The sequence below is a fragment of the Spirillospora sp. CA-108201 genome, from assembly GCF_050936235.1.
Lineage (GTDB): Bacteria > Actinomycetota > Actinomycetes > Streptosporangiales > Streptosporangiaceae > Spirillospora.
Map to the genome: position 1 here is coordinate 8,613,271 of NZ_JBNJNE010000001.1, position 11,711 is coordinate 8,624,981.

At 73.6% G+C, this 11,711-nt stretch carries 10 protein-coding genes; 6 read left to right on the forward strand and 4 right to left on the reverse strand.

The window, feature by feature from the left end; translation table 11 throughout:
* Positions 1-10: 10 nt before the first annotated feature.
* The 3 genes from ACQEU6_RS41210 to ACQEU6_RS41220 all read left to right on the forward strand — a co-directional run bounded on the left by ACQEU6_RS41210 (position 11) and on the right by ACQEU6_RS41220 (position 4,617).
* Entirely contained in the window at positions 11-787 is a 777-nt protein-coding gene (locus tag ACQEU6_RS41210) for an ABC transporter ATP-binding protein (protein WP_499339123.1), read from the forward strand.
* Positions 784-3,294 (forward strand): ABC transporter permease, encoded by a 2,511-nt coding sequence (locus tag ACQEU6_RS41215; RefSeq protein ID WP_499339124.1) that lies wholly within the window; start codon positions 784-786, stop codon positions 3,292-3,294. The genes ACQEU6_RS41210 and ACQEU6_RS41215 overlap by 4 nt, the downstream gene beginning before the upstream one ends.
* Before the next feature lie 111 nt (positions 3,295-3,405).
* Positions 3,406-4,617, forward strand: coding sequence for a pyridoxal phosphate-dependent aminotransferase (locus ACQEU6_RS41220; RefSeq protein ID WP_499339126.1), 1,212 nt, complete (start codon positions 3,406-3,408; stop codon positions 4,615-4,617).
* On the opposite strand, the gene ACQEU6_RS41225 is transcribed toward ACQEU6_RS41220, so the two are convergent.
* Positions 4,605-6,665, reverse strand: coding sequence for an ATP-dependent DNA helicase (locus tag ACQEU6_RS41225; RefSeq protein WP_499340516.1), 2,061 nt, complete (start codon positions 6,663-6,665; stop codon positions 4,605-4,607). The two genes, ACQEU6_RS41220 and ACQEU6_RS41225, sit on opposite strands and share 13 nt — an antisense overlap.
* Before the next feature lie 178 nt (positions 6,666-6,843).
* Here ACQEU6_RS41225 and ACQEU6_RS41230 point away from each other — a divergent pair, with 178 nt between their 5' ends.
* Positions 6,844-7,830: a DUF4192 domain-containing protein gene (locus tag ACQEU6_RS41230; RefSeq protein ID WP_499339127.1), complete on the forward strand. Its 987-nt coding sequence runs from the start codon at positions 6,844-6,846 to the stop codon at positions 7,828-7,830.
* 12 nt (positions 7,831-7,842) lie between these two features.
* Here the strand turns inward: ACQEU6_RS41230 and ACQEU6_RS41235 are convergent, their stop codons facing one another.
* From ACQEU6_RS41235 to ACQEU6_RS41245, 3 genes are all read right to left on the reverse strand, one after another.
* Positions 7,843-8,700, reverse strand: coding sequence for an alpha/beta fold hydrolase (locus ACQEU6_RS41235; RefSeq protein WP_499339129.1), 858 nt, complete (start codon positions 8,698-8,700; stop codon positions 7,843-7,845).
* 180 nt (positions 8,701-8,880) lie between these two features.
* Positions 8,881-9,246 (reverse strand): ArsR/SmtB family transcription factor, encoded by a 366-nt coding sequence (locus ACQEU6_RS41240; RefSeq protein ID WP_499339130.1) that lies wholly within the window; start codon positions 9,244-9,246, stop codon positions 8,881-8,883.
* A gap of 363 nt (positions 9,247-9,609) precedes the next feature.
* Positions 9,610-9,981: a hypothetical protein gene (locus ACQEU6_RS41245; RefSeq protein WP_499339131.1), complete on the reverse strand. Its 372-nt coding sequence runs from the start codon at positions 9,979-9,981 to the stop codon at positions 9,610-9,612.
* Between the two features lie 199 nt (positions 9,982-10,180).
* Here ACQEU6_RS41245 and ACQEU6_RS41250 point away from each other — a divergent pair, with 199 nt between their 5' ends.
* Entirely contained in the window at positions 10,181-10,963 is a 783-nt protein-coding gene (locus ACQEU6_RS41250) for a polysaccharide deacetylase family protein (protein ID WP_499339132.1), read from the forward strand.
* Between the two features lie 35 nt (positions 10,964-10,998).
* The gene (locus ACQEU6_RS41255) at positions 10,999-11,517 is read left to right on the forward strand and encodes a DUF1707 and DUF4870 domain-containing protein (protein ID WP_499339133.1); all 519 of its coding nucleotides are present in this window, start codon (positions 10,999-11,001) and stop codon (positions 11,515-11,517) included.
* The last annotated feature ends 194 nt before the right edge of the window (positions 11,518-11,711 follow it).

Sequence of the window (11,711 nt, forward strand, 5' to 3'; positions counted from 1 at the left end):
GATCCCGGTCATGGGAAACGCAGCGGAAGCACAGCGATCGATCGGCGAGGACGCCGTCGCGGGCGGCGCCCGCACGGTGGGCCTCGGCAAGGTGTACGGGTCCGGCGCCATGGCGGTCCGGGCCCTCGACGACGTCAGCGTGGAGTTCCCGGCGGGCCGCTTCACCGCGATCATGGGTCCGTCCGGGGCCGGGAAGTCCACGCTCATGCACTGCGTCGCGGGCCTGGAGGACGCGACGTCCGGCAAGGTCTACGTCGGCGGCCAGGAGCTCGGGGCGCTGTCGGACCGCCGCCTCACCCGGCTCAGGCGCGAGCGGATCGGGTTCGTGTTCCAGGCGTTCAACCTGCTCCCCACGCTGACGGCCCGCGACAACATCCTCCTTCCCCTGACCCTCGCGGGGGCGGGCCCGGAGCGGGAGTGGCTGGACACGGTCGTGCGCGTCCTGAGGCTGGGGGACCGGCTCTCGCACCGCCCGTCCGAGCTGTCGGGCGGGCAGCAGCAGCGGGTGGCGCTGGCGCGCGCCCTGGTCACGCGCCCGCAGATCGTGTTCGCGGACGAGCCGACCGGCAACCTCGACTCCCGCACCGGCGCCGAGGTGCTGGCCCTCCTGCGCGACGCCGTGGACGACCTGGGCCAGACCGTGGCGGTGGTCACCCACGACCCGGTCGCCGCCGGGCACGCCGACGCGGTGGTGTTCCTCGCCGACGGCCGGGTCGTGGACGTCATGGACGCGCCCACCTCCGACCGCGTGCTCGACCGCATGCGCGACCTGGGGGACCACCGATGACCGGGCTCGTCTTCAAGGAGCTGTGGGGACGCAGGCGCCGCCTGGCCGGCTCACTGGTGGCGGTCTTCCTCGGCGTGACGTTCCTGACCGGGACGCTCGTCCTCGGCGACACCCTCGCGGCGAGCATCGACGGGTACGTCTCCAGCGCCTACGGCGACGCGGACGTGGTCGTCCGGAACGCGACCAGGGTGAGCGACGCGCCGTGGGGTGCGCGCGGGCAGATCGACGCGTCCGTCCTGGACAGGGTGCGCCAGGTGAAGGGCGTGGCCAACGCCGAGCCCACCATCGAGGGGTCGGGGCAGCTGCTGGCCAAGGACGGCACGACGATCCCCTCGCGCGGGCCCCGGATGGCGGGCAACTGGAAGACCGACCCGAAGCTCAACCCCTACCGACTCGCCGCGGGGCGGGCGCCCCGCGCGCCCGACGAGGTCGTCATCGACAGGATGTTCGCCGACGAGGGCCGCCTGAAGGTCGGCGATCGGACGGCGGTCCTCACGCCGGAGAAGGTCCCGGTGACCGTCGTCGGCATCAGCATGTTCGGCGACGAGGAGGCCTTCGGCGAGACGTCGTTCACGGCGTTCTCCCTCGAAGGCGCCCGCAGGCACGTCGCGAAGGGCACCGACCGCGTCAGCGGCGTCGCCGTCCGCGCCGAGGACGGCGTCGACCAGGCGGAACTGGCGTCCCGCGTGCGCGCCGCGCTGCCCGCCGGCGTGCAGGCCCTCACGCAGAAGGCGCAGGTCGAGGAGGGGATGAGCCTCGTCGAGAACGGCTTCCTGCGCGTGTTCCGCACCGTCCTGGCCGCGTTCGGCGGGGTGGCGCTGCTGGTCGCCGCGTTCAGCATCCACAACACGTTCGCGATCACGACGGCGCAGCGCACCCGCGAGTCGGCCCTGCTGCGCGCGCTCGGCGCCGGGCGCCGCCAGGTCGCCGCCGTCGCCGGCGTGGAGGCACTGGTGATCGGCGCCGCCGCGACCCTCGCCGGGCTCGCCGGCGGGCTCGGGTTCGCCGCCCTCCTCCGGGAGCTGTTCGTCCGCTTCCGCATCGGGATCGCCCTGGAGGGCCTCACCGTCGCCGCCACCACGGTCATGATCACGGTTCCGGTCGGGCTGCTGGTCACGCTGGCCGCCGCGCTCGGCCCGGCGCTGAGGGCCTCGCGGGTGCCGCCGCTGGCCGCGCTGCGCGAGGTCGCGGCCGAGTCGTCCCGCCCGTCGGAGACCCGGCTCATCGTCGGCGGCGTCTTCGCGGCGGTCGCGGTCGGCACCGTCGCGTTCGGCGCCGTCACCGAGCAGATGGCGATGGCCGCCGCGGGCGCGGTGGTGACCGTCGTGTCGATGGTCGTGCTCGGACCCGTCGCCGCCCGTCCCGCCGCGGCGCTGCTCGGCGGGCCCGCGGCGCGGCTGCGCGGCGTTTCCGGGGCGCTCGCGCGCGACAACGCCGCCCGCAGCCCGGCGCGCACGGCCGGGGCGGCGACCGCGCTGATGATCGGCGTCGGGGTCGTCACGCTGATGACCGTGTTCCTCGGGTCCCTGCGCGCCTCCCTGGAGGACGGCGTCGCCGGGTCGTTCAAGGGCCCGATCGTCGTGGACGCGGGCACCAACGAGACCGGCGGGTTCGCCACCTCGCTCGTGCGGGAGGCGGCGAGACTGCCCCAGGTGGAGGACGTCGCCGGGATGGGCACGGGCGCCATGCGGGTGGGCGGCGCGCCGTCCACCGTCAGCGTGGCCGACCCGTCCAGCCTGCGGCGCGTCCTCGACCTGGACGTCGCCCAAGGCGGCCTCAACGACGCCGGTACGTTCGCCGTCTCGAAGAAGGCCGCGGATGACAACGGCTGGCGCGTGGGCACGGCGGTCGAAGTGACGTTCGCGGACGGCGTCTCGCAGAAGCTCACCGTGGGCGCCGTCTACGCCAACACCGACTTGACCGGCGACTACCTCGTCCCGCGCTCGGTGTGGGACGCGCACACCAGGCAGCCGCTGGACACCCGGGCGTTCGTCGAACTGAAGCCCGGCGCGTCGGTCGCGTCCGCCCGGCAGGCGCTCACGGCGCTGGCCAAGCCGTACGGGGCGCCCGCCGTGGAGTCGCGGGACGAGTTCGTGGCGGCGCAGACCGAGGAGATGGCCGGTTTCATCAGCGTCGTCTACGGGATGCTGATCCTGGCCATCGTCGTCGCGCTGCTCGGCATCGCCAACACGCTGTCGCTCGCCGTCCACGAGCGGACCCGCGAGCTCGGCCTGCTCCGCGCGGTCGGCGCGACGCGCCCGCAGATCGTGTCGATGGTGCGCTGGGAGTCGGTCATCGTGGCGGTGTTCGGCACCGGCGGCGGCCTCGTCCTCGGGCTGTTCCTCGGCTGGGGGCTCGGCGCCGCCCTCGGCAACCCGTTCGCGCCGCCCGCCGCGCAGGTGGCGGTCATCGCCGTCGCCGGCGGGGCCGCCGGCGCGCTCGCCGCGGTCCGTCCCGCCCGGCGCGCCGCCCGGTCGGCGATCCTGTCCGCCGTCGCCGCGCCGTGAGGCGCCGTTCCCCCGGGCGCCGCGCCCGGGGGAACGAGGCGTCGTCCCAGGTCGCGAGGCCGTTGCGGGGCGGGCCGCGTGTCGCGCGCGGGCCGTGGCTAAGGTAAGTCCATGCAGGTCAACCAGTCGGGCAAGCTGACCAATGTCTGTTACGACATCCGCGGGCCGGTCCTCAAGCGCGCCAAGCAGTTGGAGAACGAGGGAAGCAAGATCCTCAAGCTGCACATCGGCAACCCGGCCCCCTTCGGGTTCGAGGCGCCGCCCGAACTCCTCCAGGACATGATCCGCAACCTGCCGGAGGCGCACGGCTACAGCGACTCCAAGGGCATCCTCGCCGCGCGCCGCGCCGTCGTGCAGCGCTTCGAGGACAGCGGCGTCGCGGGCGTCGACGTCGAGGACGTCTACCTCGGCAACGGCGTCTCCGAGCTCATCGTCATGACGCTCCAGGCGCTGCTCAACGACGGCGACGAGGTGCTCATCCCGGCGCCCGACTACCCGCTGTGGACGGCGGCGGCGTCGCTGTGCGGGGGCACGCCCGTCCACTACCTGTGCGACGAGGACGACGAGTGGCAGCCGGACCTGGACGACATCGAGTCCAAGATCGGCGACCGCACCCGCGCCCTGGTGATCATCAACCCGAACAACCCGACCGGCGCCGTCTACTCGCGCGAGACGCTCTCGCGCATCGTCGAGATCGCCCGCCGCCGCAACCTGATCATCTTCGCGGACGAGATCTACGACCGGATCCTCTACGACGACGCCGAGCACGTCCCGATCGCGTCCCTGGCCCCCGACCTGCTGTGCCTCACCTTCGGCGGCCTTTCCAAGAACTACCGTGTCGCCGGGTTCCGTTCGGGATGGGTGGCGCTCTCCGGACCGAAGGAGCACGCCGAGTCCTACATCGAGGGCCTCGACATCCTCGCCAACATGCGGCTGTGCCCGAACGTCCCGGGGCAGCACGCCATCCAGGCCGCGCTCGGCGGCTACCAGAGCATCGACGACCTCGTCCTGCCCACCGGGCGCCTCGGCGAGCAGCGCGACCGCGCCTGGAAGCTCCTCAACGACCTGCCGGGCGTCAGCTGCACCAAGCCGCGGGGCGCCCTCTACGTCTTCCCGCGCCTGGACCCCGAGATGTACCCGATCAAGGACGACATGCGCTTCGCTCTCGACCTGCTGGAGCAGCAGAAGCTCCTCGTCGTGCAGGGGACCGGGTTCAACTGGCCGTCCACCGACCACCTGCGCATCGTCACCCTCCAGTACGCCGACGACCTGGAGGAGGCCGTCAGCCGCATCGGCGAGTTCCTCTCCGCCTACCGCGGCTGAGGCGGCGTCGCGGCGGCGTCCAGGCGGCGGAGCGCGCCGCGGACGACGGCGGGGTCCGTGGTGGCCCAGAACGGCGGCAGCGAGTTCTTGAGGAAGCCGCCGTAGCGGGCCGTGGCGAGCCGCGGGTCGAGGACGGCGACCACGCCGCGGTCGTCCATCGAGCGCAGCAGCCGGCCGGCGCCCTGCGCGAGCAGCAGCGCCGCGTGCGTCGCCGCGACCGCCATGAACCCGTTGCCGCCGCGCGCCGCGACTGCCCGGGACCGCGCCGACGACACCGGGTCGTCCGGGCGCGGGAACGGGATGCGGTCCATGATGACGAGCTGCAGCGAGGGGCCGGGGACGTCCACGCCCTGCCACAGCGACAGGGTGCCGAACAGGCAGGTCCGCTCGTCCTCGGCGAACTGCTTCACCAGCAGGGACGTGGAGTCCTCGCCCTGGCACAGCAGCGGGTGGGACAGGTGGTCCTTCAGCTCGTCGGCCGCCTGCCGCGCGGCGCGCATCGAGGAGAACAGGCCGAGCGTCCGCCCGCCCGCCGCCTCGATCAGCTCGGTGATCTCGGTCAGGTAGGCGTCGGCGAGGCCGTCCCGCCCCGGCTGCGGCAGATGCCGCGCGACGTAGAGGATGCCCGTCTTCGGATGGTCGAACGGCGAACCGACGTCGAGGCCCGACCAGACGACCTCGGTCTCCTCGCCCTTCTCCGTCGCGGTCCGCGCGAGGCCCTCGGCGGCGGTCTTGGCGTCCCTCGACGCGCCCTCGTCCAGCGGCGGCAGGCCCCACTGGCGGGCGAGCGGCTCGAACGACCCGCCCAGCGTGAGCGTCGCCGACGTGAGGACCGCGGTGCGCTGCTCGAACAGCGTCGTGCGCAGCAGCCCGCCGACCCCGATCGGCGCCACGTGCAGCGCCGGCGGCCGCTTCGGGCGCCCCTCCTGGACGAACGGCTTCTCCAGCCACACCACGTCGAAGCGCTGCGCCATCTCGGGCTGGAACGCGTCGAGGATCCGCACGGCCGTGTCGTGCAGCTCCTCCAGCGAGGACCGCGCCGCCTTGCGCGCGGCCATGTCGCCGGGGTCGGCGTCCTTCTTCTCCGGCCCGAGGGCCGTGACGCAGGCGTGCGCGGCGTCCCGCACGGACGCCAGGGTGGTGCCCAGGCCGCCGGGCAGGACGTCCATGCGACCCGCGGGCATCTCCTCCAGCAGAAGGCCGAGCCCCTCGGCGGCCTCCTTGAGCCGGTCGGCGAGATGCTCCTCGGTCAGCCGCCCGCACCGCCGCGCGGCCGTCTCCACGCCGGCCGCGCTCAGGTCCCCGGTCGCGACCGAGGTGACCCGGTCGACCAGCTCGTGGGCCTCGTCCACGATCACCACGTCGTGCTCGGGCAGGACCTGGAACTCCTCCAGGGCGTCGATGGCCAGCAGCGCGTGGTTGGTGACCACGATGTGCGCCTCGCCGGCCTCCGCGCGCGCCAACTCGGCGAAGCACTCGCTCCCCTGCGGGCAGCGCTGCGCGCCCAGGCACTCCTTCGCCGTCACGGCGACCTGCCGCCACGCCTGCTCGCCGACCCCCGGCACCAGCTCGTCGCGGTCGCCTGTCTTCGTCTCCTCGGCCCACTCGTTCAGCCGCTTGACCTGCCGTCCGAGCGAGGACAGCTGCTGCGGGTCGAACAGGCTCGGCCCGGCGTCCTCCTCCTCCGGCACGCCCGTCTGCACCCGGTGCAGGCACAGGTAGTTGCGGCGCCCCTTGAGGATCGCGAACTTCAGCTCCGTCCCGAGCAGCGGCCCGAGGGCCTCCGCGAGCCGCGGCAGGTCACGGTCGACGAGCTGCCGCTGCAACGCGATCGTCGCCGTGGACACCACCACGGTCGTCTTCTCCTTGACGGCATGGCGGATCGCGGGGACCAGGTAGGCGAGCGACTTGCCCGTCCCCGTGCCCGCCTGCGCGGCCACGTGCTCCCCGGACTCGATGGCCCTCTCCACCGCCTGCGCCATCGTCACCTGCCCGGGGCGCTCGGCGCCCCCGACGGACGCGACGGCCGCGGCGAGCAGGGTCGCCATGTCCGGAATCTGGGTCTCGCTGCCGGTCAGCAGATCAGGGGCGGGCACGTCGCCCAACGCTACCGCCCGCGGCCGACACCCGCGTCCCGTCCGGCGCGACCGCCTCCCGGATCACCCGGAGTTATCCACAGTTTCCCAAGGCTCGGCGGCCCCTTCGCGCCCCTGAAAACCTCGACGCATGACATCACTGGTGATCCGCTCAGCCCAGGACGCCATCGCGGCCGTCCCCTACCTCCTCGGCTTCCACCCCTCGTGCAGCCTCGTCGTCATCGGCTTCGAGGGGCGGTCCAGCGGCACATGCGCGATCCGGCTCGACTTACCGGCGTCCGGCGCCGCCGAACGCGTCGCCGCCGTCCTGTCCGGCAACGGCTTCACCCGCTCGCTGCTGCTCGGGTACGGCCCGCCCGGCGAGGTGGCGGAGGCCGCCCGGCCCCTGCGTGCGGCCCTGGCCGGCGCGGGCGTCCCCGTCGCCGAGGCCATCCGCGTCGCCGACGGCCGCTGGTGGTCGCTCACCTGCGACGACGTCTGCTGCCCTCCCGAAGGAACCCCGTACGACATCTCCGCCAGCGCCGTCGCGGCCCAGGCGACCTTCGGAGGCCACGTCGCCCTGGCCGACCGCGCCGAACTGGTCGCCTCCGTCCAGCCGCTCGGCGGCCCCGCCCGCGCCGCCATGCACCGCGCCGCCGAACGCGCCGAGCAGCGCCTCCTGGACCGCCCGCCCTCGTCCGCCGAAGACGACCTCGCCTTCGTCCTCGCCCTGCTCGCCCGCGCCCGCACCGGCCGCCGTCCGACCGACGACGAGGTCGCCTGGCTCGCCCTCCTCCTCACCGACCCGCGCGTCCGCGACGAGACCTGGATCGGCGCCGACGACGGCTCCCGGCCCGCCGACATCGCCTTCTGGCGCGACATCGTCCGCCGCGTCGACCCCGCCCGCGTCCCGGCCCCCGCGTCCCTGCTCGCCTTCGCCGCCTACTCCGCCGGCGACGGCGGCCTGGCCAACGTCGCCCTCGAACGCGCCCTGGCCGCCGACCCCGCCTACTCCATGGCCGTCATCCTCCGCGAAGTGATCAACGCGGGCATCCCGCCCGCCAGGCTGCGCATGGGCATGGCCCGGCCGCAGCGCCTGAGCCGTTCGGCGGACGGAGGATCGCGATCGGCCTGCTGACCGGGGCCACCGTCACCCGGCGTCGTCGAGGACCTCGCGGAGCCTGCGTGCGAAGGCTTCGGGCCGCCCGGCGTAGCCGGACTCCCCGCCGACGAAGCCGCCGTGGTGGCTCGGGAAGGCGGTCGGCCGCTGACCGAGCAGCTCGGCCGCCGCCACCGAGGTGCGTCCGGTGAAGGTGCCCGCGGACTCCTCGCCCACCGCGATCACGATCCGGGTCGGCGCCGCGGCCAGCGCGCGGACGTCGGGCCGGTAGTCGCTGACCGCCCACGACCGGTCGGACAGCAGCGGATCGTCACGGGACCGGTCGTCCTCGGCCGGCATCCCGAACGCGGCGGGATCCGGGGCGGGCTGGGCGAAGTAGTCGTCGGTGAACTCGCCCTGCCACGACGTCATCACGATGAAGGCCGCCATGCCGGCGCCCGAGCCCGCGTCCTCGTAGGCGTCCCGGACGCCGGCTCGGGCGCGCTCGGCGGCCCGGGCGTCGGGGAGCACCGCGATGAGCGGCGGCTCGTGCGCCACCAGGGTGGTCACGCGATCGGGGTGCGCGGTCACGAGGGCGAGCGCGGTCACCGCGCCGCCGCTGCTCGCGAACATCTCGACCGGGCCCGCGCCGAGCGCGTCGATGATGGCGTGCACGTCGCCGGCCTGGGTCGCGGGCGCCTGGTCGACGCGGCCGTCCTTGCGGACGCTGCGGCCGAGGCCGCGCGGGTCATAGGTGATCACGGTGCGGTCGGGGAAGTGCGACGCCAGCGCGCCGAAGCCGCCGGCGTCCATGGGCTGGCCGATCATGAACAGCGGCGGCCGCCCGCCTGCGGCCGGCAGCGGGCCGCGGACGTCGTAGACGAGGTCGACCTCGGGAGTCTCGAGCATCTGCGTAGTCATGACCACACTGACTCCGTCCGCCTCGCAAACTCATCGCTCCCGGCACCCACGACCGCCTCCGGCGACCGCAGACGGGCCACCGCGAGTCCGCCCGGCCCGAGGAGGCTCGCCGTGCGGCTCCTCGCGTGCCGTTCCGCGCCGCCGCGATGCCCCGTGCCGCGAAAGGGATCAGGACGAGACCGGGGCGGGGAGCGCGAAAAGCCCGGAGAGCCGTGTCAGGCGCTCGGGGACCATCCGGTAGTAGACCCACGTCCCGCGCCGCTCCTCGTCGATCAGCCCCGCCTGGCGCAGCACCTTCAGATGGTGGGAGATGGTCGCCGCGGTCAGCTCGAAGGAGCCGGTCAGGTCGCACACGCACACCTCGCCGCCCTCGGCTGAAGCGATCATGTTCAGGAGCCGCAGCCGGACCGGGTCCGACAGCGCCTTGAACACCTCGGCCGGCCCTCGCGCCTCGTCCTCGCCCAGGGTGGGGCCGCTGAGCGGCGCGCAGCACGCCGGATCGGAGACATCGTCCGGTCTCAGGAACTTGGCCATGCCTCTAATTTGGCATCCATCTAAGCAGCGAAGCGAACTGGGCACTGCTTAGAAGGATGTCTAAACAGCGAGGTGGGGTGGTGGTCTTGCCGCGGTCGGCGTCCGGCGCCCGCGATCGGCCGCCCCGCTTCCAGGACCACTGCGCGAACCAGCCGCAACCTCACCGGACGGCACCGCCCACGCCACTCGAACCGCGAGCTCGCACGAGGTCGCCGTAGACCTACCGCTGCGGTTGCTGCTGATGGTGCGGGTGCCGGCTCGCACGAGCTCGCCGTAGACCCATCGCGGCGGTTGCAGCTGATGGTGGCGGCGCGGGCCCGCACGAAAAGACGGAGCGGGGTGTCATCACGGCCTGGCGGGGCGTCAGGAGGAGACGGCCTCGCCGGGGGCGCCGGGGTCGATGCGGCGGTCGGGGTTGCGGTCGTTCCAGGCGCGCATGCGGGGCGGGTAGCCGACGATCTGGACGTCGTAGACGGGCAGGCCGAGGTCGCGGGCGACCTTGCCGATGACCCTGGGGGAGCCGACGCGGCGGCGCGTCCACTCGCCGTCGTGGGCGACGGCGACGGCCGTGGTGTCGGTGGCGAACGTCTCGGGCTCGACGAAGAACTCGACGCCGCGGCGGGCGCGGGCGAAGGCGATCAGCGCCTCGATGTCGGAGTCCGTCGCCTCCCTGTCGAGCTTCGTCACCGTGGATCCGCGGTGCCTGCGGATCCCGAACCGATCCCGGAACCTCATCGTTCACCCCGTTGCCGATCCCGTCCGGAACCGCTCCGGAGCGGGTTTGCGGTGTACGACGATAACGAGATCGGCGCTGCGCCGGTTCCCGACACAGCGGCGGCGACCCCGGCGGGCCGGGAGGCCGCGCCCTAGACTGGCGCCTTCGGGGGATCATCACGCGGGGGTGTCGATGAACGGGCCGAACCTTGTTCGGCGGGTGTCCGGAGCCGTGCTCGCGGTCGCGGTGTTCGGGTTCCTGAGCACCCTCACCCCGGCCCAGGGCCAGGCGCGGTCCATCGCGCGGACCCAGTCCTCCAAGCCGAGGCCCCGGCCGCGGCCGGCCGCGCCCCCGAGGCCCCCGCCGCCCGACTGCGCCCGGGTCAGGTGCCTGGCGCTGACGTTCGACGACGGCCCCGCGGAGAGCACCGCCGAACTGCTGGACATCCTCGCCGCCCGCAGGGTCAGGGCGACGTTCTTCATCGTGGGGGAGAACGCCGCGAAGCATCCGGAGCTGGTGCGGCGCGAGCTGGAGGCCGGGCACGAGATCGCCGACCACAGCTACACGCACGCCGACCTCGGGAGGGCGTCCCGGAAGAAGATCATGGACGAGCTGACCCGGACGCAGGACGCCATCCGGCGGGCGTCCGGGGTCACGCCCGTGCTGCTCCGGCCGCCCTACGGGTCGACCTCCGAGCGGCTCACGAAGATCACGCGGGAGCTCGGCATGGCGCAGGTGCTGTGGACGGTCGACCCCCTCGACTGGGAGCACCGCGACACCGGCTACGTCGAGAAGCGGGTGCTCAAGGCGGCGCGGCCCGGCTACATCGTCCTGATGCACGACATCCACCCGACGAGCGTGAAGGCCGTCCCGAAGATCATCGACCGGCTGGCGGCCGAGGGGTACGTGTTCGTCACGGTGCCCGAGCTGTTCGGCGGGCGCCTGACCCCGGGGAAGGAGTACGTCCAGCGGAATTCAGGGGATCCTCAGGGTCTTCCCTGATGGCCTCGCGGCGGGCCCGCGCGGAGCATGGGCGTATGGAGAGCAGCTACGCGGTGGGGGATCTGCGGGTCTCGGACGCCGAGCGGGAACCGGTCATCCAGCGGCTTCAGGAGGCCTACGCCGAGGGGCGGCTCGACGAGGACGAGTTCGACCTGCGCGTGCAGCTGGCGATGACGGCCAAGACGCGCAACGACCTCGGCGCCGTCCTCCTCGATCTGGTGCCCGTGCCCGCGCGGCCCGCGGCGGTCGAGGGCGAGGCGGCGACGGGGGAGGACCGCATGCTCGCCGCCGCCGCGCACGCCGTCGCCGTCCCCACGCTCTTCGTCGGCCCGCTCGCGCTGCTGCTGCTGAGCGGCAAGCGGTCGGCCTACGTCCGTCGGCAGGCGGCGGAGGCCGTGAACTTCCAGGTGACGCTGCTTCTGCTCACGATCGTCACGTTCGGGGTCGGCGGGGTCGTGTACGCGGTGGCGTGGGTCCTGTCGGCGGTCGCGGCCGTCTTCGCGCTGACCGGCCAGTCGTTCCGCTACCCGTGGATCCTGCGTCTGGTGAAGTGACGCGGGGCGCGGGAGCCCGGCGTTGAACGTGCCTCGGGTTTGTCGGAGGACGCCTCCGGGGAGGGATGTCGTGGCCGCGTCGAACGCGGCCGGCCGCCTCCAGGAGATGGAACGACGCCTATGTGTACGCCCGTGGGTTTATTCCCCTCCCTACCTGTGACTCCCCTAACGTCCGAGTTATGTGGACCGTGCAT